The sequence below is a fragment of the Nitrosomonas sp. JL21 genome (genome assembly GCF_009833095.1).
Lineage (GTDB): Bacteria > Pseudomonadota > Gammaproteobacteria > Burkholderiales > Nitrosomonadaceae > Nitrosomonas.
Window position 1 is genome coordinate 1 of record NZ_QRCB01000003.1, and the last position, 23299, is coordinate 23299.

General features: G+C 44.7%; 24 protein-coding genes, 1 other RNA gene and 1 pseudogene. 11 read left to right on the top strand and 15 right to left on the bottom strand.

The features are described 5' to 3' along the window. The first annotated feature begins 67 nt into the window (after positions 1-67). The 3 genes and pseudogenes from ABF87_RS01890 to xth all read left to right on the top strand — a co-directional run bounded on the left by ABF87_RS01890 (position 68) and on the right by xth (position 2346). Positions 68-702, top strand: a pseudogene (locus ABF87_RS01890) (IS1595 family transposase). A 146-nt stretch (positions 703-848) separates the two neighbouring features. Further along, positions 849-1520 carry a carboxylesterase gene (locus ABF87_RS01895; RefSeq protein WP_345789863.1) on the top strand — a complete coding sequence of 224 codons (672 nt, stop codon included), beginning with the start codon at positions 849-851 and terminating at the stop codon, positions 1518-1520. A 55-nt stretch (positions 1521-1575) separates the two neighbouring features. Continuing rightward, positions 1576-2346, top strand: coding sequence for an exodeoxyribonuclease III (gene xth, locus ABF87_RS01900; RefSeq protein WP_160827446.1), 771 nt, complete (start codon positions 1576-1578; stop codon positions 2344-2346). Positions 2347-2388: 42 nt separating this feature from the next. Here xth and ABF87_RS01905 read toward each other — a convergent pair whose 3' ends face one another. From ABF87_RS01905 to ABF87_RS01920, 4 genes are all read right to left on the bottom strand, one after another. Continuing rightward, complete coding sequence (locus tag ABF87_RS01905) at positions 2389-2835, bottom strand: DUF4124 domain-containing protein (protein WP_160827447.1); 447 nt, start codon at positions 2833-2835, stop codon at positions 2389-2391. 37 nt (positions 2836-2872) lie between these two features. Continuing rightward, complete coding sequence (locus ABF87_RS01910; RefSeq protein WP_240143475.1) at positions 2873-3280, bottom strand: DUF4124 domain-containing protein; 408 nt, start codon at positions 3278-3280, stop codon at positions 2873-2875. A 364-nt stretch (positions 3281-3644) separates the two neighbouring features. Next, positions 3645-5054, bottom strand: a complete 1410-nt coding sequence (gene glnA / locus ABF87_RS01915) for a type I glutamate--ammonia ligase (RefSeq protein WP_160827448.1) — start codon at positions 5052-5054, stop codon at positions 3645-3647. 74 nt (positions 5055-5128) lie between these two features. Then, positions 5129-5326 (bottom strand): hypothetical protein, encoded by a 198-nt coding sequence (locus ABF87_RS01920; protein WP_160827449.1) that lies wholly within the window; start codon positions 5324-5326, stop codon positions 5129-5131. Between the two features lie 4 nt (positions 5327-5330). On the opposite strand from ABF87_RS01920, the gene recQ reads away from it, so the two are divergent. Continuing rightward, positions 5331-7130: a DNA helicase RecQ gene (gene recQ, locus ABF87_RS01925; protein WP_160827450.1), complete on the top strand. Its 1800-nt coding sequence runs from the start codon at positions 5331-5333 to the stop codon at positions 7128-7130. A gap of 117 nt (positions 7131-7247) precedes the next feature. Continuing rightward, a complete protein-coding gene (locus tag ABF87_RS01930; RefSeq protein ID WP_160827451.1) occupies positions 7248-7430 on the top strand; it encodes a hypothetical protein in 183 nt (60 codons plus the stop codon). Positions 7431-7878: 448 nt separating this feature from the next. Here the strand turns inward: ABF87_RS01930 and ABF87_RS01935 are convergent, their stop codons facing one another. After that, entirely contained in the window at positions 7879-9048 is a 1170-nt protein-coding gene (locus ABF87_RS01935) for a pyridoxal phosphate-dependent aminotransferase (protein WP_160827452.1), read from the bottom strand. Continuing rightward, positions 9045-11159: a 5-histidylcysteine sulfoxide synthase gene (gene ovoA, locus ABF87_RS01940; RefSeq protein ID WP_160827453.1), complete on the bottom strand. Its 2115-nt coding sequence runs from the start codon at positions 11157-11159 to the stop codon at positions 9045-9047. The genes ABF87_RS01935 and ovoA overlap by 4 nt, the downstream gene beginning before the upstream one ends. A gap of 271 nt (positions 11160-11430) precedes the next feature. Here ovoA and ABF87_RS01945 point away from each other — a divergent pair, with 271 nt between their 5' ends. Continuing rightward, complete coding sequence (locus ABF87_RS01945) at positions 11431-11889, top strand: hypothetical protein (RefSeq protein WP_160827454.1); 459 nt, start codon at positions 11431-11433, stop codon at positions 11887-11889. A 39-nt stretch (positions 11890-11928) separates the two neighbouring features. Then, a complete protein-coding gene (locus tag ABF87_RS01950) occupies positions 11929-12261 on the top strand; it encodes a hypothetical protein (protein ID WP_205012647.1) in 333 nt (110 codons plus the stop codon). A 12-nt stretch (positions 12262-12273) separates the two neighbouring features. Here ABF87_RS01950 and ABF87_RS01955 read toward each other — a convergent pair whose 3' ends face one another. Next, positions 12274-13077: a sulfite exporter TauE/SafE family protein gene (locus ABF87_RS01955; RefSeq protein WP_160827455.1), complete on the bottom strand. Its 804-nt coding sequence runs from the start codon at positions 13075-13077 to the stop codon at positions 12274-12276. Positions 13078-13113: 36 nt separating this feature from the next. Beyond that, positions 13114-13569, bottom strand: a complete 456-nt coding sequence (locus ABF87_RS01960; protein ID WP_160827456.1) for an EVE domain-containing protein — start codon at positions 13567-13569, stop codon at positions 13114-13116. Between the two features lie 175 nt (positions 13570-13744). Between ABF87_RS01960 and ABF87_RS01965 the strand changes: the two genes are divergently transcribed. After that, positions 13745-14398: a TlpA family protein disulfide reductase gene (locus tag ABF87_RS01965; protein WP_160827457.1), complete on the top strand. Its 654-nt coding sequence runs from the start codon at positions 13745-13747 to the stop codon at positions 14396-14398. A 136-nt stretch (positions 14399-14534) separates the two neighbouring features. Here ABF87_RS01965 and ABF87_RS01970 read toward each other — a convergent pair whose 3' ends face one another. The 7 genes from ABF87_RS01970 to smc all read right to left on the bottom strand — a co-directional run bounded on the left by ABF87_RS01970 (position 14535) and on the right by smc (position 21296). Next, the gene (locus tag ABF87_RS01970) at positions 14535-15146 is read right to left on the bottom strand and encodes an HAD-IA family hydrolase (RefSeq protein ID WP_160827458.1); all 612 of its coding nucleotides are present in this window, start codon (positions 15144-15146) and stop codon (positions 14535-14537) included. A gap of 86 nt (positions 15147-15232) precedes the next feature. Beyond that, a non-coding RNA gene (ssrS, locus tag ABF87_RS01975) (6S RNA) lies at positions 15233-15410 on the bottom strand. Positions 15411-15460: 50 nt separating this feature from the next. Beyond that, the gene (locus ABF87_RS01980) at positions 15461-15760 is read right to left on the bottom strand and encodes a cell division protein ZapA (protein WP_160827459.1); all 300 of its coding nucleotides are present in this window, start codon (positions 15758-15760) and stop codon (positions 15461-15463) included. Then, entirely contained in the window at positions 15753-16022 is a 270-nt protein-coding gene (locus ABF87_RS01985) for a hypothetical protein (protein WP_240143476.1), read from the bottom strand. The genes ABF87_RS01980 and ABF87_RS01985 overlap by 8 nt, the downstream gene beginning before the upstream one ends. Positions 16023-16063: 41 nt before the next feature. Then, positions 16064-16309, bottom strand: a complete 246-nt coding sequence (locus ABF87_RS01990) for a CDGSH iron-sulfur domain-containing protein (protein ID WP_160827460.1) — start codon at positions 16307-16309, stop codon at positions 16064-16066. A gap of 180 nt (positions 16310-16489) precedes the next feature. Beyond that, on the bottom strand, positions 16490-17680 hold the full coding sequence (locus tag ABF87_RS01995; RefSeq protein ID WP_160827461.1) for a cell division protein ZipA C-terminal FtsZ-binding domain-containing protein: 1191 nt from the start codon (positions 17678-17680) through the stop codon (positions 16490-16492). Between the two features lie 73 nt (positions 17681-17753). Continuing rightward, entirely contained in the window at positions 17754-21296 is a 3543-nt protein-coding gene (gene smc / locus ABF87_RS02000) for a chromosome segregation protein SMC (RefSeq protein ID WP_160827462.1), read from the bottom strand. Positions 21297-21395: 99 nt separating this feature from the next. On the opposite strand from smc, the gene queF reads away from it, so the two are divergent. The 3 genes from queF to ABF87_RS15375 all read left to right on the top strand — a co-directional run bounded on the left by queF (position 21396) and on the right by ABF87_RS15375 (position 23257). Further along, complete coding sequence (gene queF, locus ABF87_RS02005) at positions 21396-21815, top strand: preQ(1) synthase (RefSeq protein WP_160827463.1); 420 nt, start codon at positions 21396-21398, stop codon at positions 21813-21815. A 155-nt stretch (positions 21816-21970) separates the two neighbouring features. Then, positions 21971-22354: a hypothetical protein gene (locus ABF87_RS14885; RefSeq protein WP_240143477.1), complete on the top strand. Its 384-nt coding sequence runs from the start codon at positions 21971-21973 to the stop codon at positions 22352-22354. A gap of 3 nt (positions 22355-22357) precedes the next feature. Next, positions 22358-23257, top strand: coding sequence for a LysM peptidoglycan-binding domain-containing protein (locus tag ABF87_RS15375; RefSeq protein ID WP_345789864.1), 900 nt, complete (start codon positions 22358-22360; stop codon positions 23255-23257). Positions 23258-23299: the final 42 nt, after the last annotated feature.

Genomic DNA, 23299 nt, shown 5'->3' on the forward strand with positions numbered 1-23299 from the left:
GTTTTTTTATCAGCAGAAAAAATAGTAAGTTTCTAGACTAGCAGATACACTCTGTTAGTCTAGTAAAATGTTAAGAAACAGCAAATTAAGAAATTATTACATTAGAAAAATAATTCAATGCTTTTGCATTGATATTCCTGCCAGCAAATCAACTGTACTGTTAGGAAATAATCGTAACATTATTAATCGTTGGTATGGCATTTTCAGGCAAGTAATATATCTCCATCAGATACTCTTAAAGACAAGTTGTTAGGTAGAATAGAAGTTGATGAGAGTTATTTTGGTAGTAAACAGTAGCGTGGTTATCACGGCAAACTCAAGCGCGGTCGCAGTACATTAAAGCAACCTGTATGGTGTGTTTGAGCGAGATGGCAGGATATATACCGAAATAGTGCCAGATTGTAAGCGCTTGAGACGCTACAAGCCGCGATACGGGGTAAGGTATCCATTGAAAAGTGTTATTTTATAGTGATGGTTGGCGTGGCTACAATGGCTTAATTGATAATGAGTTTACTCGGGATGGGCATTGCCATATCAACGGTATCGAATCGTTCTGGAGCTTTACTAAACGGCAGCTGGGAAAGTTTAATGGTGTATCAGTTAACTTTGAGCTGCATTTAAAAGAATCTGAGGGGCGCTGGAAGAAACAGCCGACCGAGCTTGCCAAGGAACCTATGGCAGCTCATTAGATATTATTATTAATCCTGCTAGTCTAGAGCCATGGCAAAAAGTTAAGAAATAAGTGCGTATGCTACTCAACCTAGAAAAAAGAGTTACTCTGAATCTGTTTTATTCCCTATTGATGATCAATATCGTTGTCAATATCTCTAATATAGTTTCCGACAATCGTGCTGCCTGCTGTTGAAATCGAAACAGGTGCTTACCCAGCATATACTGTGATATGGTTGCATGGCTTGGGGGCGGATGGAAATGATTTTGTGCCAATTATCGATGAGTTTGAATTTGCTTCAAGATCACCTATTCGCTTCATTTTCCCGCATGCTCCAGAACGACCAGTCAGCATAAATAATGGATATGTAATGCGTGCATGGTATGACATCTATCACTCTGATTTTGCTCATTCCCAAGACGAAATAAGTATTCATGATTCTAAAAAAGCAATAGAGGCTTTAATTGAAAGGGAGATTGAGCGTGGTATTGCTTCGCAGCATATTTTGCTCGCAGGCTTCTCTCAGGGTGGGGCCATGGCATTGCATGTGGGGTTGCAGCAAACCCGTCCATTCGGGGGAATAATTGCCTTATCTTGTTATTTGCCTTTTGTTGAAGTGCTTTCTTGTACGGCTACTGCGCGTGAGGAACTGCCCATTTTCATGGCGCACGGCATTTTCGATACGGTAATTCCTTTATCGTATGCTCGGTTTTCAAAAGAAAAATTGCTAGCTGCTCACTATTCAGTCGAATGGCATGAATATCCCATAGCTCATACGGTCAGTTCGTCGGAAATTGCCGATATTGATCGTTGGGTACAGTATATTGTATTGGGACACCACCGAAGATAGTAACGCTATTGCAATAGTAGCGATAACTGTTCTTTTTTAATTTAAAAATAATATCATGAAGTTAGCTACATGGAATGTTAATTCGCTAAAAGTACGATTACCGCAGGTCATTGAATGGTTGAAGATGAATCAGCCAGATATTTTATGTTTGCAGGAAACAAAATTAACTGATGAAAATTTCCCTGAACAAGAAATAGCAGCAATTGGTTATCATTCTGTTTTCGTAGGACAAAAGACCTATAATGGAGTGGCCATCATCAGCAAACAAAAAGGCGCTGATGTTTTAGTCGCTTTACCTGATTTTCTTGATGAACAAAAAAGGGTGGTTGCAGCAACATACGGTGATATGCGTATTATTAATGTTTATGTGCCGAATGGAGAAACTGTTGAATCAGAAAAATATAGTTATAAGCTCAAATGGCTTCCCGCTTTGAACAGATGGGTGAAATCAGAACTAAAAAACTATTCCAAGATGGCATTGCTCGGAGATTTTAATATCGCTCCAGAAGACCGAGATGTGTATGATCCAGAAATTTGGCTAGGCAAAGTATTATGTACTCTTCCCGAGCGAGATGCTTTCAACAATTTACTCAATGTGGGACTTATAGATAGCTTCCGGTTATTTGAGCAACCTGATAAGTCATACACTTGGTGGGATTATCGGATGATGGCATTCCGCTTGAACCGAGGATTACGTATCGATCATATTTTACTGAGCGATGCACTTGCGAGCACATGCGTGAAATGCAGTATTGACAAGGCGGTGCGTAAACAAGAGCGTCCCTCCGATCATGCTCCTCTGGTGGTAGAGTTATCGAATTATTGAAGAATAAAGCAGAAAAGCTGATTTAAAGCTGTTATTTAGCTGCTATTTATTTTTTGAGGGAATTTTCCGAAGCTCCTCTCTCAGGAGATTCAGATTTCTTTCTCTTACATTGATCTCTTCTCGTAACCGCTCCACACGATTGAGATACCTTTGATAGTTACGTTCGCTGCCTAAGCGATCGGGCTCCCCATCTTTATATTCGTTTTTGATTTCGTTGAGACGACTTTCTTCTTCAGCTATTTTTTTTTGAATCTCTTCACGTTGCTCATCAATCTTTGCGGATTCTCTTCTTTTTGTGATCCGCTCGTCTATTTCATTCGAATTAACAGCGGGAACCACGACAATTGCCGGAAGATCAACTTTCTTTGCGCTATCTGAAGGTACATTTGAGTAAGTAACGCTGCCATCTCTATCGACCTGCTTATAAATGCCGGCTAGAGCTGGATATGCAAAAGAGAGGGTAATGAAAAAAAGAAGATTTTTTATCATGACATGAGGTATACATTTAGATCATTTCCAGAATATCCTAGAGCTTACTGAGTTCTTTTCGCAGAGCTGCTATATTTCTTTGATGCAAGAATAGCTTGTTTTTGAGCTGTACGGATTTTTCAGGCAGTATGCCGGTATTTTCATTGTCTTTGATTTGAGTGAGTGAGGTTTGAGTTTCGGTAAATAACTTCTCTTCCGTCGCTAATTCCTTTTCCAGAATTTGCCGACGCGTGATGTCACGCTCATTGTTTGAAGTGATTTTGGACGGAGAATGCTTTGATCGTGAGAGCGATTGTCCAGCATTTCTAGAGAACGATGCAAGAGAGATTTTTTGTCCATTACTGATGCGTCGATTGGTAAATGTGATATTGCCATCCTTATCAACATATTTGTAGATGTCTGCTCCAGCAACCGCATGGGATGGCTTCAGCAAAATAAAAAACAATGAGATAAAAAGTAGCGTTCCGATCTTCATATGAGTGAGGGTAATAAACAAATGAGAATCACAACTATATGATCAGTTTACCAATTATTTATATGAAGGCAACTAAAATAAAAACCTATTAAATCCTTTTAATTGAGAATATTCAAATTTATCAACCATTCGCTCAGTAGCAGCCTGAATCCAAAGTTGATTGCAGACAGAGCAGAAGGCGACTGAGACGTGAGCATGAAAGATTTCTTAGGAGTAATTCGAATCAATGTGCTCATCAGAATTCTCACTGACGTTCTGCTATCGCGGATATGGCGCGAAATTCCTGCGCTGCGATTGTGAACGCTCTTCCCATGCTCGAGCAGTTTTTTCCGATTTATAGACTATAGTACATGTCAAATTCAACCGGATGAGTCGTTGTGCGCAATAAGGTGACTTCATCCATTTTCAGATGAATAAAAGCGTCAATCATGTCATTGGAAAAAACCCCTCCGCGGATCAGGAAATCTCGGTCTTTATCCAGGCAGTCCAGAGCTTCATCCAACGAAGCGCAAGCATTGGGCACTTTGGCGGCTTCTTCGGGGGGTAAGTCATACAAATTTTTATCCATCGGATCGCCGGGATGAATCTTGTTTTGAATCCCATCTAGACCCGCCATCATCAATGCAGTAAAGGCCAAATATGGATTGGCCGTTGGGTCTGGAAAGCGCACCTCGATACGACGTCCTTTGGGATTGCTGGTAAAAGGGATGCGGATTGCGGCTGATCGGTTGCTAGCAGAATAGGCCAGATTGACGGGCGCCTCGAATCCTGCCACTAAGCGTTTGTACGAATTGGTGCTCGGGTTGGTAATGGCATTCAGTGCTTTTGCGTGCTTGAGGATACCGCCGATATAGTAAAGTGCCATTTCGGAGAGGCCGGCATAGCCATTCCCGGAAAATAAGTTCTTGCCATCTTTCCAGATGGATTGATGAACATGCATGCCTGAGCCATTATCGCCCACTATGGGTTTAGGCATGAACGTCGCCGTCTTTCCATACGAGTGAGCCACATTGTGAATGACATACTTCAAGATCTGATTCCAGTCGGCGCGCTTTACCAAGCTATTGAAACGGGTACCGATTTCGCACTGACCTGCTGTTGCTACTTCATGGTGATGTACTTCCACTCCTATACCCATTTCTTCCAATGTAATACACATCGCAGAGCGGATATCTTGCAGTGAATCGACAGGAGGGACAGGAAAGTAACCGCCTTTGATCGCAGGGCGATGACCGATATTACCGCTTTCATATTTTATGGCCGAACTCCAGGCTGCTTCTTCGGATGCAATTTTTACTGAGCAACCTGACATATCGGTATGCCAACGCACCGAGTCGAAGATGAAAAATTCTGGTTCCGGACCAAAATACGCGACATCGCCAATCCCGGTTGATTTCAAATAAATCTCACCCCGTTTGGCGAGAGAGCGCGGATCTCTGCTGTAGCCTTTTCCGTCCGCTGGTTCTACCACATCGCAAGTCATCAATAATGTTGGCTCATCCATGAATGGATCCATGTTGGCTGTATCCGGATCAGGGATCAATAGCATGTCGGATGCTTGGATGCTTTTCCAACCGCCGATTGACGAGCCATCAAATGGATGGCCATCTTCAAATTTGTCTGCATCAAACGTATGTGCAGGCATGGTTACATGATGTTCTTTCCCATTAGTATCTGTAAATCGTAAGTCAACAAATTTAACTTCATTGTCTTGAATCAATTTCAAAACATCAGCTACCGCCATTTCTCTCTCTCCGGATTAACGTCATTAATTTTTAATAAAAACAAAGACACCTATGCATGAATTATACCAGCACATCACCATGAATAATTTGTAATAATGCGGCTGACTGTGATCCGCTCAGCATTGACCTGTAGAAAAAAGCTCGGAATGGCATGCTGTACTATCATGGCATAAAACTTTATGATTGCTGACAACGGCATAATTGCCAAAAAATAATGCTCGCTGACCACTTCAAGATCAAAAAAATCGAAGAAACCCGCCGCAATTGTCATTTGAATGTCCAAAGCTCTCAACATCCTTAATGAAATATTCGGCTATCCAGCCTTTCGTGGGCAACAGGCTGAGATCGTTTCGCACTTGACCAATGGCGGTGATTGCCTGGTGCTGATGCCGACCGGCGGCGGCAAGTCGTTATGCTACCAAATCCCTGCTCTATTGCGTGAAGGAGTTGCGATCATAGTATCTCCTCTGATTGCGCTGATGCAGAATCAGGCAACAGCATTGAATGAAATTGGTGTCCGCGCGGCAGTACTGAACTCATCATTGTCGACTGAAGAAGCTGGCTTAGTTGAGCAACAATTGTTAGCTGGTGACCATGATTTGCTGTATGTGGCTCCTGAGCGCTTATTAACCGGCCGGTTTCTGCATCTGATAACGCGTATTCCTATTGCTTTATTTGCGATTGACGAAGCACATTGTGTGTCTCAATGGGGACATGACTTCCGGCCTGAATATAGCCAATTATCGATATTGCATGAGCGTTTTCCCACTGTCCCGCGCATAGCACTGACTGCCACGGCCGATACTGATACGCGTCAAGAAATTATCGAACGCCTGGGTCTGGATAAGGCGCGAGTATTTATCTCGAGCTTTGACCGTCCAAATATTCGTTATCATATCATCGACAAAGCCAATAGCCGTTCACAGTTGCTGGCATTTATTCTGGCAGAGCACCGGAATGACTCGGGCATCGTCTATTGCTTATCGCGCAAGAAAGTCGAGGAAACCGCCGCCTGGTTGGTTAGTCATGGTATGCGTGCACTTGCTTATCATGCTGGCATGAGCACGCAAGTGCGGAGCATGAATCAAGAACGATTTTTGCGGGAAGAGGGAATCATCATGGTGGCCACCATTGCATTTGGCATGGGAATTGATAAACCTGATGTGCGCTTTGTTGCGCACTTGGATCTTCCCAGAAGCATTGAAAGCTATTACCAGGAGACTGGCCGCGCAGGTCGCGATGGTCAACCTGCCAATGCATGGATGGTATATGGGCTCAGCGATGTCATCCAGCAACGGCGCATGATCGAAGAATCCGAAGCGCACATCAAATTCAAACAAGTTGCTGCCCGAAAACTGGAAGCGATGTTGTCGTTGTGTGAAACAACGACGTGCCGACGTGCACACATCATGAATTATTTTGGTGAGACAACGGAAATGGCAGCCTGTGGTAACTGTGATGTATGTTTAAATCCGCCGCAAGTATGGGATGCTACACTTGAGGTACAGAAGGCTTTGTCCTGTGTATATCGCACCAGCCAGAATTTTGGGGCCGGTCACTTGATCGATATCCTACGCGGTAATTTGACTGAACGTGTAAAGAAATGGCATCACGATAAAATCAGTACATTCGGTATAGGCAAGGATTTATCGGAAAAGACATGGCGCGCAATTTTCCGCCAGATGATCGCGTTGGGGTTTTTGACGACCGCTAACGATAATTATGGCGCTCTGCAGTTAGCCGATGCGTGTCGTCCTGTCCTGAAAGGAAAGCAAACCGTAGTGTTAAGGCAGCTAACGAAATCTGCACATTCCTCTGAAAAGGAGAAAGCGCATGATATGCTTCCGTCGAGTGCTGCGGAACGGTATTTGTGGGAACGGCTGCGAACCTGGCGAGCCAGGACTGCCCAGGAGCATGGGGTTCCTGCCTATGTCATTTTTCATGATGCTACGCTGCGCGAATTGGTGCGTCTATGTCCCCAAACAGAAGATGAGTTGCGTCAGATTACCGGCATCGGAACGCGTAAATTAGATAAATATGGGAATCACCTGATCGAGATCCTTCGTGGCAGCTAGCGCTGAATATGGCTGGCCATGCAGCCGCTCTTGCAATGCGAGTGCTTGGAAGTTTCATTAATTCTGTTATACTCAATTTTCATTGACAATATGGAAAATTTGAAAGGAATATAAACAATGAAATTATCAATTTTTGCAGTAACATTATTGGTTTCTTTAGCGGCTTGTTCAAATGCCAATATGGGCGATCCAAATGCAAGCACAGATGATTGTAAATTTGGGATTGGCGGCAACGGTGAGTGTCTCAAAGAAGGACAAGATCCACGGCCTTATGGAGGCACCAGCAAACCAGGTCATTGATTTTCTGAGTTTTTGTATGGTGACAATAAAAATAAAACCGCCTTGCATAGGCGGTTTTATTTTTAGGAAAGCATAAAAAATAAAACTGCTGTATCCATAGTAATCAAATAAAAGATAATTCAGATTTTCTGCAGATACGATGTTACCGTTTTACTGAGGGGTTGGTTATAGTTGCAATAAGGCATCAAAACAAACCAATATCTTTTTCCCTTCTCTTTTTTCTCTCTTTTTTGCTGCTTCAATTTTTGACCTATAACCAAGTATCGGGATCCACTCGGAAGGAAATATCCTCTCAGTATGGTTTTAGATTGAACTAAAACAAACAACAGCACCCGGTATACTTAGTTAAATTACCTCCGGCAAAGCCGGAGGTAATTTAACTTCTGGAAGTCGGCTCAAGTCGAGTGACTCACACTGACGACGAGGTTGATCGCAAGGATTCAAATATTCATCGTTGTTTGGCGCGTTTAATTTTTTCCAGAATCTTCATGAGAGTATCGCGGGGAGCACCTATATTCAGCCGCATGAAGCCACTGCCTTCGTGGCCGAATTGCGTGCCTGGGTTTAGACCGACGCCGGCTTCATGAATGAAAAAATGTTTTAACTGTGCATCGGTCATGTCCCAGGAACGACAGTCGAGCCACAGTAAATAGGTGCCTTCCGCGGGGATGACCTTGATTTCCGGCAAATATTGCGCCAAATAAGCACAGACCTCATCACGAGAATCACGTAGATAACAGAGCAATGCTTCCAGCCAAGCTTCGCCTTCGCGGTAGGCGGCCTCGAAGGCAACGATACTGAAGGGATTGGAAGCACTGACATGCAGGGTGTTGAATGCATGGGTGATGGCGCTGCGGATAGAATGATCGGGCACGATCAACGCCGAAAGATTCAGACCGGGAATATTGAAGGTTTTACTGGGTGCGACTGCGGTGATGATATTGGTTGTGTGTGTTGTGAGTGATCCTAGCGTTTGGTGCCGGTTACCGGGATAGATCAAATCGGCATGAATTTCGTCGGAAAAAATGATCAGCTTGTGTTTTTCAGCAATTTCCAGCAAACGCGCCAGCTCTTCAGGCTGCCATACGCGCCCAACCGGATTGTGCGGTGAGCACAATAACAGCAGATGCGCGTTCTGAGCGCATTGCTCGAGATGCGCAAAATCGATGAGATAGCGGTCGTTTTCCAGTCGCAGCGGGTTTCGTATCAGCGTTCTGCCAGTTTGGGTGGCCGCGGAAAAAAAAGGGAAATATACGGGTGGTTGAACGATGATGGATCCACCTGGCTGCGTAAGCGCCATCACCGCAGCGTTCAACGATGGCACGACGCCGGGGCACATCAGGATCCAGTCGCGCTCGATGCGCCATCCATGACGTCGCTGCATCCAATCGATCAGCGCTTCATACAGGCTGTCGGGAAATAGAGTATAACCATAGATTGGATGCGCCGCGCGTTCGGCCAATGCCCGGGTCACTGCCGGCGGTGCTGCAAAATCCATGTCAGCAACCCATGCAGGAATAACGTCACTTTTGCCGAACATGGCTTGGCATCCGTCATATTTGACACTGTTGCTACCTTCTCGGTTGATGTCGTGGTCAAAATCGAAACCACGCGTCAAGAAATCTTCTCCCAAATAGTGATTTCTGAGACGGTGTGTTGGAATTTACGCTTGGTTTCACGAATCACGAACGGCAAAGGTTGCGGCCCTTGAATCAAACGGAAATGCTTGCCGAGAATTTCCTTCAGTCCATCCAATGTCGTGAAGTTTTCACCATCTCGTTTGAATCCTCCAATCCACGCTTCTTTTTTGGTATGTTCTGTCAGCCATGTATACGGCGACGTGATCATCAGCAAGCCGCCGAGCTTGACGCGTGTGTGAATGCTATTGAGCAATTTGGCTGGATCGTATAAACGGTCAATTAAGTTAGCGGCCAGTATCAAATCATAATCGGTAAAGATAGGCTTCAGATTGCACGCATCGCCCTGATAGAACTCAACCTTATGCTTGACGTGATCCAAATCGAGATTTTTCAATGAGCGTTCTTTATACGAAACCAAATCACCTTCATCCGTTAATGTGTACCGTAAAATTCCATACTGAGCCAACTGTACGCCTTGACCGATGAAACGGGCCGAGAAATCGACACCGGTGACATGATCAAACTCACGCGCCAGCTCAAATGTCGAGCGGCCCGAGGCACACCCCAGATCGAGTGCCGTTCGTCTGGGGCGATCGCCCATGGCGGCGATGGCGATCTCCGCCAGCGATTTGGAGAAATTCGGAACATTGAAATAGATGTCGCCATAGTGAAACTCGGCGTATTCGGACAACAACTTATCCGTTTCATAGTTCGAGCCGGACTGCGTCGCAGGCGCATCGGAAACGACATAGCGAAAGCCGGCATGCTGAAAAAAATGCCGGCGGAACGCATAGCGCGAACTGTGCAATGATTCATTGCCACATGCAATCCAAGAACCACCTTTGATCAGGTTATGCTGATTATCGAACGTCGGCGTGGTAAAGTCATCGTATAACGGATGCACATCAAAGCCAGGAAATGGATAAGTGGGCGTTTCAGTCCATTGCCATACATTACCGGTAATATCGAAAAATTCACCTTGCGGAAATTCGGTGACCGGGCAACTTGAAGCGTAATAATCCAAATGTAAATTACCTGCAGCGGCGGTATTCAGTGGCACGTCCGCTAATTGTGCCACGTCATACAAGCGATACCATTCGTCTTCGGTCGGTAACCGAACCGGTTGACCCGTCGATTCAGCTTTCCAATTACAGAATGCTTTAGCTTCATGATAATTGACTTCCACCGGCCAATCCCATGGCATCGGGACTTCATCGGTCATAATACGCAAGTGCCAGCCCGTCTCTTTTTTTATCCAGAACGTCGGGTGAGCAGCATGAGTGAATGTTTGCCACGAACGGCCTTCTTCCTGCCAATATTTCTCCAGTTGGTAGCCATTGGCTTCGACGAATGGCAGAAATTCGGAATTGCTTACCAAAAATTTACTTGCCTGAAATGCAGCAATATCGGACGTGTGTGATCCATATTCATTATCCCAACCATAATGTGATTGATTGGATTTGCTTTTGCCGACTGTAACAGTCCCGCTTGGAACCTGAATCAATGAGTTATCGGGAGCGGTTCCGGATTTACGGCAGGGTTGCCAGGCGGGGTGGGGTTGAACAAATTCGAGTGCATGCTGACGAATCAATACCGAAGAGGTTTCGAGGTGGATACGCTCATGCTCGATACCCATCAAAACTGGCCACCAAGCGCTTTCCCAGGTAATCGGCAGCGATAATGGCAGGGTCTCGATGAGTTTATCAACCAAGGCTCGCACGGCTCTACGATAAACATGCACTTCCTCGACGGTAGGCCAGTCGTAATGAGTGCTGTCGAGATCATCCCAGCTCATTTCATCAACACCGACAGCGAAGATCGATTCAAGTCGGGGATTGATACGGTCGGTGATGATTCCGGCAAGTATCAATTTATTGACAAAGAATGTGGCGGTATGACCGAGATAAAAAATCAGCGGATGACGCAATGTGATGGGTTTTTTATAATAAGCTTGTTCATTGCGCAGCGTCTCAAATAACTGCTCATAGCGATCCAACGTGGTGTGGAAATAAGTTCGTATTTCTTCTCGTTTAGCGCTGATATCGGGGCCGTCAAGTAGAGGTGTTCGTTGAAATAATGACTGTGGCATATCCTAATAATTATTTGATGATATATTCTTCGTTTGATGGGTATTATAGCGCCTCGATCTTGATAGATCATAGGCAATCCGTACGAATGCATTTTGTGGTTGATTAGTAACGATAAACTAGAATAAGTTCAGTGCAGGCAGTCCACTATGCTGCTAGGGATATCAGAGAGTTAGTTTAGTGATAGTTATAAAAACATGTTCAACGATGGTGGATTTCACAGTATTACATGGGTAAGTTGATTGACTCGGCATTGATATAAGGAGGGAATACATGATAACGAGAAAAGGTCGAATACCACGGTTTGACGTCTGCTTGATGACTGTTTTTTTGGCGATTTCGGTATTAGCGGGCTGTACCGTGAAGCTGGTCAGCGATTATGATGAAACGACCGATCGTGCAGTCAGCGCTTTGCAGAGAAAAACTGAATCGCATCTGGTTACGCTGGAAAATGTGGAAAATTTGCCCGACTGCGGATACGACAAGCATAAGCAATTCTATGATGAAGCGAAGATAGATGTGAGTGCCATTACTGTGCGTGCAGCGGCAATTCCTAGAAATGACATTACGACGAAAGAAACCCAATTACTATTAAGTAGCTTGGAGAATCTCGAAAAATTGCACAAGATTTCGTGTTTGTCGAGGGATCAAATTGCGCTGCTGCGTGCACATTTCAATACCAGTTTTACTGCCATTCTGAAGCTAGAACTTGCCAAACGCCGCGGTGGATAATTTTGACGCAACAATTGATCGCTGAATCTTAAGGAGAATATGATGAGCCTTGATGTAGCTCAACTTGGAAAGGACATACTCGCGGCATTCAATGGCACGCTGATTGAAAAGTGGCCTGAGATTAGGGAGTATGGCGAGGCCGAAGCAAAAAAACTGGCTCAGACGCTGGTGATGATAGAAAAACTGAAAATTTCTGGAAAGATCACCAAAGAACAAGCGGCTTTGCATCTCGAGATCCAAAAAAATGCTACTCGCATGGTGTTCATGACCATTGAAGGTCTCGGTATTCTAGCCGCTGAGGCGGCTATCACTGCAGCATTGAACGTGGTAAAAGATAGCGTTAATACCGCAGTCGGTTTTTCATTGTTATAGCCGATTGCCAAGCTATTGCTGCAATAAACTGAACAGCATTCTGATTGCCAGTCCATATAACAACACGACAAAGATCGTCCGCAAAATAATGGTTTTAGTTGAATGGGTCAGTTTTGCACCCAACGCGGCTGTCAGCATGCTGGCTGATACCAGCCAGACAAGAGCCGGTAGATACACATACCCTAAGCTGTGCTCAGGAAGCATTTCTTTTTGCGCCCATCCAGTAGCGATATAACCCATCGTCCCAGCTAATGCGATGGGAAAACCGATAGCGGCAGCGGTGCCGATGGCGTGTTGAAGCTTGACATTACACAGCGTCAGAAAAGGCACCGACAACAGTCCACCGCCTATGGCAACCAGGCTGGATAATGCACCGATCACGCTACCTGCAAGAAGCAAGCCGATTTTCCCTGGTAATTGAAAGAGCGGATTGGGGCGGAATTGCAGTAACATTTGAGTAGCGGCATAAAAGATGAAAACGACGAAAATGATGCTTAAGAGCTGACCGGTCATGGAACTGACCAATGCTGCACCGCCGAATGTACCGAGAAAAATACCCGGCGTGATATGCCGCACTATGGGCCAGTTTACGGCACCGTGCAGATGATGCGTGCGCAAGCTGGCGGCAGACGTGAATATGATGGTCGCCATCGTGGTGCCGAGCGCCAAATGGACGATGCGATCAGCAGGAAAATCCTGCGCGGAAAACAGATTGATCAGCACCGGAACGATGATGAGCCCGCCGCCTATGCCCAACAAACCGGCAAAGAAACCTACTATTGCGCCCGTCAATAAGTAAATGAGCCACCATTCCATGATGAATTTCCGATCAAATTAAACCCGTTTAGCCCATTACAGAATGCCGAGTATGAATTGCCATTCGAACGGGTCGACGGGTGTAATCGATAAGCGGTTGCCGGTCTGCAACGCTCGCATGCGCTGCAATTCGGGATATTGCCTCAGCTCTTTGATAGCAACGAGACGGGTTTTCTTCTGCAAAGTGATATCGACATTAAACCAGCGTGGGCTATCCCTCGTGGCTTTGGCATCAAAATACTTGCTCGACGGATCAAATTGCGTAGCGTCCGGATAAGCGAGCTTGCTGATGATCGCAATGCCTCGAATGCCAGGATCTTTGCAACAGGAGTGATAGAAAAATGCCTGATCACCGACACTCATTTGATGATGCATGAAATTGCGCGATTGATAATTGCGAACACCTTGCCATGCCACAGTCTGCTGGGGAAGGGCGGCAAAATCGTCAATACTGAATTCATAGGGTTCGGATTTCATTAACCAGTAACGCATCGAAGATTCACAAAAAAGTGTGTCTAAAAGCCAGCGGCTGACAGAGAATATTTTGCCCATTCCTCATGCTCTGGGATTTTAGGTTATGATTCAACGTCAAACACTTTATTTTTAAGTCAGTCATCATCATTTAAATTTTTTAAATCTTTGGATAGCTATTCTAACTATTTTAACTATGAAAAATCTCTCACTTTCTGATATTACCGTTGATTATTGGGTACAGGGCAGTCCTGCTTCGCTGAATGATTGGGTTGGTTCTGTTATCCTGATCGAAGTATTTCAGGTCAATTGCCCGGGTTGCTTTATTTACGCTTTGCCCAGAGCTGTTGATTTGCATCAGCGTTATCATGATCAGGGCTTGGTCGTCCTGGGCTTAGCCACTGCATTCGAAGATTATGATAAAAATACCCTGGAGAATTTGCAAAAACTGGTGACAACTGGCGAAGTAATTGGGGAAACGTATAAGGCGCTCAATCAGTATGGTAAATTATCGGATGGTAAATTATCTTGGAAAATACCATTTCCGGTTGGCATGGATCGTGTTATCGAAGAAACCGAGCCAGTTACCGATGAGCGGGTTCAGCGCTATGCGCATGAGTTTCTTCCCGAGTTCGAGAAATATAGCGATGAACAAAAATCAGCAGTATTGCAGCAGGTAAAACATTATTTACAGCAGAAATCCCGGAAAGCGGTCACCTTCGAGTGTTTTGCCTTACAGGGGACGCCATCGTGCATTGTGTTCGATCGTAACGCTCAATTAAGAGATGTTTCATTTGGGCAGATAGATTATAAGCAAGCAATGATCGAACATTTGTTGGCTGAGAAGTAAATTTCCTGGATGTGTTCTCATCGGTAATAAAATGGCACGTCATCTTTTGGGCCTGACTCAATTGCGTGGACGAACGCTGTAGTTTTTCGAGGTGCTTGTAAATTCAGAGCTTTCCTTTCATGTATGTGTTAACTGCTCATGTCTCGGCAAGGACTTCATCGAGCCATTGCTCAAATGCCCGGTGATTGGTTAATTCGTATTGCCAACATTTGAAACCGAAATTTTTTCCGGCTTCAATATTTTGAGGCTGATCGTCTATATAGAAGGTAGTCGATGGATCAAGCCGATAAGCATCGATCGCATGTTGATAAATGCCAAGTTCCGGTTTCAGAACGCCGACTTCATAAGACAGCACGCTGTGCTTGAAGTAACGAAATTCAGGGTATGCTTTGAATATCCATGGGCAATGTATCGCATTAATGTTGGATATCAACACCAGTCGATGATGTTTCTCAAGTTGGCGAATACGACTCCACATGGGCTCATTCAGCGTAAAAATGTGTCGCCAAGCCTGATAAAACTCTTGCTCGGTCGCATCGCTTCTTAAAATTTTGAGGGCCCAACTGGCATAACTCACCGGATCAACCAATCCGGTTTCCAGGGCGTCTTTCCGTTCAAGTACCTCGTCGATCAATTGCAAAGGCTGATGGATGTGTTTGGGGATCAGCTGGATCAAGGAAGAATGAAAATCGAAATCCAGCAGAACGCGGCCAATGTCGAATAAGAACGTTCTGGGCGAAGATGGCATTAGGATTTGATAAGTGAATGAGTCGGCAGAAAAGCTCAAGTGCAAATTAAAAGGACAAGAGATTGTATGAAATCCCTTGTCCATAGAAGCTCCCCACATATGCCGTCAGGCCATCATCTTGAACCATAAGGTCCAAGGCGGTTGTTTCACGGATGCATCAGGCATATCCAATATAGGAACGCACAACAGCATCACTAAAGTCCACAACCATTTTCCAACAATTGGTTCAAAGAATATAAGCCTTAACAAACATCGCAGGGATTAACTCTACATCACATCATTCTATGAAAGACTTAAGAAATTTGAGAACTTTCCTAATCTTCTTTTTTGATCATGACCTCATCAACTTTCTTTTTTAGTGACACAATTCTACGCTTAAATTCATCGATGTCAAAACCGCTCCCATTGCGAAGCATGAGCAGTTCATGAGTAATACTCAAGGCAGCCGCAATGGCGATGCGGTCTGAATCGATGACTTTTCCTTCTGATTTAACGTCTTGAATCTTTTTGTCCAGATACGCAGCCGCTAACTGAAGTTCTTCTTGTTCACTTTCGGGGCAGGTAATGCAAAATTCCCGGCCCATGATGGTAAGGTTCAACGTTTTATTAGTCATTATCGGGCAATTTCAGGAGAAGCGTTTCAAGTCGATCAGCTGCAATATGAATTTTTTCGTTCAGCTTTTCATTTTGAGCATGCGTATCGGCAAGCTCTTTGCGCAATTTGTTATTTTCGATGCAAGTATCCTGATATAAACGTAGTAGCAAAAAAATTTTTTCTTCGAGAGATTTCAGTTCTGGTTCCATGGATAAACTATCACAAGTTTTAGTGAGAGAATAACTGCATTCTCGTAATTCTAGCTCTGCTGTACGATTCAATAGCATCCCTGGCTAGCAGAAAAATTAATAACTACATGATATTACAATTTTCTATGAGTACCATCACAATAAGGAGAATTACTGGTTCGTTTGCATGTGCATAACCATGCGGTTTTATGTTCGGTGACATTGAATTTTTTGGGGGTAAATTGCGTATTTTTATGAGAGCCATCGCAAAAAGGTTGTGATTTGCTTCGACCGCAGGTGCACCAAAAATAATCTTTTCCGGCTTCTAACTTAACCTCAATCGGTGAGAATGGCTGCGCCGCGTCTGATGAGTGATCCATGTTTGCTATTTCCCCTTGACTGATTTCCGAGTTTCCCTTTATTTATTTTGGACTTAACCATTTATGATTTTAAGTATACTCAATTATGGTTTTTAAGAAAAAATAATTTGTTACAAATGTCAATCTCATTGGCAAGGCTTTGATATTTAATTTAATAATTACTTATTGATTTATATGATTTTATACGAATAATCGCAACGCGCTCTGACTACCGGCCTGGATATGATTTTTTTTCATAGCTGTTTGTATCTCAATCAATTGCTGTTTACTTTTTTGGATACCGCTTTCGCTCAAAGGAACACGATTATCATCTACTAAAATGCCACCGAGCGTGTTAGAGAAAATTTTGGCTAAATGAGTCATTTGGTCAAATACTCTTTCTCCGTGCGCAACCCTGGGTACATCCAGCAAGAAAGTGACTCCATGGGTGGTCAACGACTTCATGTTTTCAGGCAGAAAGTGGGATGATTCATAATTACTCAACGTAAACAACACATGATTATTCTCGTCGCGGTATTTGAAAATGCCATCCGATTCCAGTCGGAAACCCGAAGCCTCTGCTAATGCACGAATTTTAGTACCAACAAATGCGCCATCATCCTTGCTGATGATATTGATGCCGATCATTACATCGACGTCAGCACAGAATTTATCAAGCAATACCGCCTTATCATGCGTGCTTACGATATCCGGGCACTCGGCTATTGCATGTGCCTGTGAAGCGAAATCCTGCACCAAATCGCGAAATTTGGATAAATTCACTTCACTGATGGGGCCGGCCCTATCCGCAAGCTGCAAGCAACCTTTGAGAAGCACGTAACCATCGCTGTCGACATTGCTCTCAGTGGTGATTTCTTCCCACGGTTCGTTTTTTTGCCGTTGGCCAAGCCAGCAGACAGGTTTGTTGAAATCAAATTTTCGTTGCAGCAATTTTGCGATGTGCGTATTGGGTATGATCGACTCCGAACGTATGTTGACGATGTAATTGGTGATATTGTCATAATCCAATAACGGCGAAGCACTGGACGCATGAGCTGATAAATTGATCGAACTGTTCGGGTGGGAACTCGGGGGGACAAAAACCTTTTTGTTTTCCTGGTGAGGAATATAGGTGTCATCAGCCTGAAAAGCATCGGGTGATGATTCGGAAAACTCGGGTTTATTGAGCTTGGGCTCAACACGTTGCGGGATGTCGTCGGAATGCTTGGGATCCAACAGGATATCGTTGTGATCATAGTCAAACGCCGCTTGTATTTTTCGTCGATAACGCTGTTGTTGCAGCCAGTTAAAAATTGCCACACCAGCCACAACGATTGCGCCGATGATAATCAGACTGAGCTGCAAATCACTCATACTGTTCAGTATATCCATGTCCTCTCCTAAAAATCCTTGATGTAAGCCCCGCAAATTAGATCATGCCAGCTCTATGGGATCAACTGCCACGCTAGGTCACGGGTTGCTCAATGTGCTGTCGGATTTTGATTGCATCCGCTATGTCAACAGTAACTATCCTTGATACGCCCTGTTCTTGCATGGTGACGCCAACCAATTGCTGCGCCATTTCCATCGTAATTTTATTGTGACTGATGAACAAGAACTGAGTGTGTGCCGACATGTTTTTTACCAAATCGCAGAAGCGGTTGGTGTTGCTGTCATCGAGCGGTGCATCAACTTCATCCAGCAAACAAAAGGGGGCCGGGTTAAGGCGAAATAACGAAAAAATTAATGCCAATGCAGTGAGCGCTTTTTCACCTCCCGATAATAAATGAATGGAGCTGTTCTTTTTTCCCGGAGGCTGGGCCATCAATAGGAGTCCGGCATCAAGAATCCTGCCGTCGCTCAGCTCGAGCTTTGCATGGCCGCCGCCGAATATCACCGGAAAAATTTCATTTAAATACTGATTGACCGCATCAAATGTCTTTTGCAGCAGTAATTGTGTTTCCCGGTCAATTCGCTGGATGACGTTTTCCAATGTGGCAATCGCCGCAGTCAGGTCCTCCGTTTGTGCCAGCAGTTCGGATTGCCGTGACCGGGCATGGCTGAGCTCTTCAAGCGCGGCGAGATTGACCGGACCCAACGCCGAAATTTGCCCGCTGAAGCGATTAATTTCCGCTTGAAGACTCGTGATGCTTTTTTTTCCGATCAAAGCTGTCAGCGCTTCGGTATCTACTCCATTATTGCTGATCAGCTCATCAAACTGGGCGATTGTGATACTGGCAGCCTGTTCCTTAAGCCGGGCTTGGTTGATCGCATCCCGTAATGCGTAGGACTGCTGCTCGGATGTCATGCGGATGTTCTCAATGTCGCGTAAATTGCGCGCTGTTTCTTCAGCTTGTTCGCGTACCTCTCGAATGCTTGCTTCGATGGACGTGCGGTTTGTTCGGGCGGATTCCAATAACTGATCAAGGGGTTCCGGGTTTAATGTCTTTTTTTCATTGAGCAAATGATCGCGAGCTTCGGTTAATTGCTGCATTTCTTCATCAAGCGATAAGATCTTTGATTCTATTTCCTTGATTTTTATCATGCAGGCGTTGGTCTGGAGGAAAGCGTGCTGCAATTGCTGCGAGGACTCTCGCTGGCGTTGCCGTTGCGCGTTGACTGACTGATTTGCTGAGTTCCATGCCTGCTGGGCTTGCCGGATCAATTCCTGTCGAGCATCAGCCTGCTGTCGGCATTCCAAAGATTTCGCCATTGCAGCGTGTTGCAGGGACTGCTCGGTTTCCAAAGCCTGCTTGATTTCAGTTAATTCGGTGGTGATTTGATGGGTTCGGTGGCGTGTGCGTTCATTGATTTGAGTAAGCTTGACAATTTCAAGTTGCAGATTGTGACGGCGCTGCTGGACTTGTTGATGCTTTTCACGCGAGCGCGCGAGTGTTTCAGCGACGGTTTTGGTTTGTCGCGTTAGTGTTTCCAGGTCAGTGCGTTGTCCGTCAAGCGCGGATTCCAGCCGGTTTATTTCAATATGAAGATTTTTAAGTTCTTGCTGCCTTGATAAAACACCGTGCAGTTGAGATGTCGGCGCATAGAAGGTTACGCTTGCGCGCGTGATCATATGGCCTTGACGGGTTAAGAATACTTCGCCGGAGTGGAGCGTATGTCGTTTGCTCAGAGCATCCTGCACAGTGCCGATCACATAGATCCATCGTAACCAATCAGTCAGGACGGCGGCAATTTCCGGTTGAGTGACGGTGATAAAGTTAATTAGTGGTGTGCATTCGATGTTCGCAGGGGTAGGAGATTGATGATTTGCCTTAGCGATTGGATGTTTTTCAAAAATAGCCCATTTGCCTGATGGAAGATCATCAATCCAATCCTCCAAAACATTCAACTGATCTAGCTCGATGCTGTTGAGGCGTTCAAATAACACAGCCTCCAGTGCAGTTTCCCATTCGGGAAGAATCTCTATTTTTTGCCATAGGCGGGGTAGAGTATTTAATTGATGATTATTCAACCACGTGATCAAATTCTGGTTGTCATCCAATTTTTGCTGCAAATTATTTAATGCGGTGTAGCGCGCTGTTGCCTGTGACAGGGTATGCTGTACATCGTGGATCTGTTGTGAAACGGTTTTGTGGGATTGATTGGCAGCAGCCAATCGCTGTTCCAGCTCGTTGTGCTCGAGAGCAAGCGTCTCCAATGTGCGCGAGCCTTCATTCATTTCTGCCGTGAGTTTGTTCAATCTCTCTGATTCAATGGCGATCAATTCATCGCGTTCTTTTATCAAGCGCGCATGCCGTATTTCAAGCTGTTGAATATTTTTTTCGGCATGCGTTCGATGGCTGGCTTCAAGTTGGCCGCTTTGTTCAATCGAAAAAAGGTGATGTCGGTGCTCAGCGAGAATTTCCTGGCATCGCTGCAATTCGGTTTCTATACCTGGTAACTTATTATTTTCCTCCTCATTGAGCAGAATGCATTGGCTGTGAAATGCTTCGGCTTGAGCGTTTTCTTGCTGCCAATGCAGCAATTTCTCGACGGAATCATTCTTGAATTGCAAGTTGCCTGCCAATCGATTGGCAATTTCTTGAATTTGTTGAGTCAGACGTTCCATCGTTGTGCTAAGGAAGTTTCTTTCCTGCTCCAGCCGGCCGATTTCGGCATCGACGCTGTAGAGTTGCCCTTGTGTCTGCAATAACTGCTCAGTGATCGCATATTCACTGGCGCGGGCATTCTCGAAGTTTTGTTCAGCCTCGTGCTGGGTCGCAAGTGCAGTATCCAGTGCCGTCTCCAGACGGTGGATTTCTTGTTCAGCTTCGTTGCGTTGATTAAGAGCATCCGTCTTGCGCTGAAGCCAGAGCAGCGATTGAGTATGAAGTAATTTTTCCTGCAATGACTGGTAACGCGCTGCAATCTCTGCCTGAGTCGACAAATGATCGAGTTGGGTTTCGAGTTCTCTACAGATATCTTCCAGCCGAAGCAGGTTCTTGCGAGTTTCAACAAGTCGCGATGAGGTTTCCTGTCTTCGTTCCCGGTACTGGGTTATTCCAGCCGCTTCTTCCAAAAAACTTTTCAGTTCGTGCGGTTTGGCTTCAATGATGCGCGAGATCATGCCTTGCTCAATGATTGCATAGCCTCGACCGCCAATTCCAGTACCTAGGAATAGGTCTGAGATATCCCGCCGCCGTACCTGGAGGTTATTGATGTAATAGTTTGAGCCTTTATCGCGCTGGAGAACGCGCTTGATGGCAATCTCGGAATAGCTGGCCCATTGACCGGTGATAGTGCTGGCTTGATTGTCAAACACAATTTCAACGCTGGCGCGATTGACTGCCTTGCGTTGATCTGATCCGGCAAAAATGACATCCTCCATCGAATCGCCGCGCAGGGCTGAGGCTTTGGATTCGCCAAGCACCCATCGAACGGCATCAATAATGTTCGACTTTCCGCAACCGTTCGGGCCGACGATACCTACCAAATCTTGAGAAACGGGAATAACGGTTGGATCGACAAAGGATTTGAAGCCGGCGAGTTTGATATGGGCTAAGCGCAATTTTTTGTTTATCAGATAAGACGGTTATAATGAGTAATATCAGTGAGAAACCTGAATATCATTGATTGCGACGATTTAATTTTAACATGAGTATGAACAATGACGAGCAAGCCTAACAAGATACTTGAAACATTTCCGAATCCTTTTGCCGATCGGGATTACCATATCCATATGGAAATTCCTGAGTTCACGTGCTTGTGTCCAAAGACGGGGCAGCCGGATTTTGCAACGCTGATTTTCGATTATATCCCGGATAGAAAATGCGTCGAACTCAAGAGTCTAAAACTGTATATCTGGTCCTTTCGGAATGAAGGGGTATTTCATGAAGCGGTTACCAATACTATTCTGGATGAACTGACAAGCACTCTCAAGCCTCGATATGCGCGGTTGATCGCGAAATTTTATGTGCGCGGCGGAATTTTCACGAATGTAACAGTCGAATACCGGAAGAAAAATTGGAAACCAAAGCCGACTATTTCACTGCTGGATTTCAGAAGTCAGTCGAATATCCGGGAATGACAGATCAGGAAGTACATGAGCACTGAAAAATAATTATCTGATTACATTTGATATCTTATTGTTCACTGGGTACTTCATCGAAAAAAATTGTTTGCAAACGTCAGAATTTTGTATATCCTGTCAACCAGTGTAAAGACAAAATGTGAATTATGTGAATGATTTATAAAAGAAATGACCTGATTTCTTTACTGATGTCATTGCTTTTCGGTGCTTGCTTATTCATATCCATTACTGCATCTGCTACTAATTTACCGCAAGATGTTCATCAATATGAAGAAAATTTGTTGGATCGTGTTCGCAACGGATTTTCGATAGCACTACCGACAAACAGTAAAGCAATACGTAAAATCGAAACGCCCTACACCCGAAGACCAGAAACACTCAATCGCATCATACAAAATAGCGAACGCTATTTGTATTATATTGTGGAAGAAATTGAGCGTCGCGGTATGCCGATGGAAATTGCGCTGATTCCGGTAATCGAAAGCTCTTATGATCCTCTGATCAAGTCGAACAGCAACTCCACCGGTTTATGGTAATTTATTCCCGAAACTGGAAAAATCCTGGGGCTCGAACAAAATGTCTGGCATGACGACCGGCGCGACGTTATTGCGTCAACAGAAGCTGCATTGGATTACTTCCAGTATCTCCATAAACGTTTCAATAATTGGATGCTGGCCATAGCAGCTTACAACATTGGCGAAGGCACCGTCGGTAAAGCGCTTTCCAGAAGTGCTCACAAAGGCAGGACAGGTGATTTCGATCATTTGAATTTACCAACCGAAGCCAAGCATTATGTCTATAAGCTGTTGGCCATCAAGGACATCATTGCCAATTCGAATAAATATGGGGTGCGACTTCGACAGGTACCTAATCGACCGTATTTTGAGAAAGTCAAACTGCATGAACCCATTGATGTCCCCCTCGTAACCCGCCTAGCAAACATCTCTGAAGTCGAATTCGCCGCACTAAACCCCGCATACAACCGGTATGTCATCAAAGTGCAGAATGAATCCCGCACTTTGCTTCTCCCAAGGAATAAGAAAGAAACTTTTCTAAAAAATCTGGAGACCTATCAGGATCCGCGTGTTTCCTGGCAGATGTATCATGTCAAGAAAGATGAAAGTATTCGTGAAATTGCCGAACGCTACAATACAACAGTCAAGCAATTGAAAACCATCAATGGCATAGCCCGCCACAAGAACTTGACGTTAGGGCAGAAAATTCTCGTTCCCCAAGTCATTACCGATGATGTGGCAATCAATGACAAGAATAGCAATAGACTGCAGAATTACCATGCCAGTGTGCATATCGTCAGAAAAGGCGATACGTTATATGACATTGCCAAGAAGTACGGAACTACGGTAAAGAAAATCAAACGTTGGAATAGCAGTGATGAGAATTTATCGATTGGACAGAAGCTTGTAATTACCAAAAGCTAAGGAATTCGAATCGTTTTACCCTCTTATTATTGTTTTTGAGGG

Excerpts from the sequence above, each read along its gene's own strand:
- ABF87_RS01905 (WP_160827447.1), bottom strand. The coding sequence starts at position 2,835 with ATGATAAAAAATCTTCTTTTTTTCATTACCCTCTCTTTTGCATATCCA.
- ovoA (WP_160827453.1), bottom strand. The coding sequence starts at position 11,159 with ATGCCACAGTCATTATTTCAACGAACACCTCTACTTGACGGCCCCGAT.
- recQ (WP_160827450.1), top strand. The coding sequence starts at position 5,331 with ATGTCCAAAGCTCTCAACATCCTTAATGAAATATTCGGCTATCCAGCC.
- xth (WP_160827446.1), top strand. The coding sequence starts at position 1,576 with ATGAAGTTAGCTACATGGAATGTTAATTCGCTAAAAGTACGATTACCG.
- ABF87_RS01950 (WP_205012647.1), top strand. The coding sequence starts at position 11,929 with ATGATGAGCCTTGATGTAGCTCAACTTGGAAAGGACATACTCGCGGCA.
- ABF87_RS01980 (WP_160827459.1), bottom strand. The coding sequence starts at position 15,760 with ATGACTAATAAAACGTTGAACCTTACCATCATGGGCCGGGAATTTTGC.
- ABF87_RS01945 (WP_160827454.1), top strand. The coding sequence starts at position 11,431 with ATGATAACGAGAAAAGGTCGAATACCACGGTTTGACGTCTGCTTGATG.
- ABF87_RS01960 (WP_160827456.1), bottom strand. The coding sequence starts at position 13,569 with ATGCGTTACTGGTTAATGAAATCCGAACCCTATGAATTCAGTATTGAC.
- ABF87_RS01990 (WP_160827460.1), bottom strand. The coding sequence starts at position 16,309 with ATGGATCACTCATCAGACGCGGCGCAGCCATTCTCACCGATTGAGGTT.
- ABF87_RS14885 (WP_240143477.1), top strand. The coding sequence starts at position 21,971 with ATGATTTATAAAAGAAATGACCTGATTTCTTTACTGATGTCATTGCTT.
- queF (WP_160827463.1), top strand. The coding sequence starts at position 21,396 with ATGACGAGCAAGCCTAACAAGATACTTGAAACATTTCCGAATCCTTTT.
- ABF87_RS01955 (WP_160827455.1), bottom strand. The coding sequence starts at position 13,077 with ATGGAATGGTGGCTCATTTACTTATTGACGGGCGCAATAGTAGGTTTC.
- ABF87_RS01970 (WP_160827458.1), bottom strand. The coding sequence starts at position 15,146 with ATGCCATCTTCGCCCAGAACGTTCTTATTCGACATTGGCCGCGTTCTG.
- ABF87_RS01920 (WP_160827449.1), bottom strand. The coding sequence starts at position 5,326 with ATGACAATTGCGGCGGGTTTCTTCGATTTTTTTGATCTTGAAGTGGTC.
- glnA (WP_160827448.1), bottom strand. The coding sequence starts at position 5,054 with ATGGCGGTAGCTGATGTTTTGAAATTGATTCAAGACAATGAAGTTAAA.
- ABF87_RS01965 (WP_160827457.1), top strand. The coding sequence starts at position 13,745 with ATGAAAAATCTCTCACTTTCTGATATTACCGTTGATTATTGGGTACAG.
- ABF87_RS01930 (WP_160827451.1), top strand. The coding sequence starts at position 7,248 with ATGAAATTATCAATTTTTGCAGTAACATTATTGGTTTCTTTAGCGGCT.
- ABF87_RS01995 (WP_160827461.1), bottom strand. The coding sequence starts at position 17,680 with ATGGATATACTGAACAGTATGAGTGATTTGCAGCTCAGTCTGATTATC.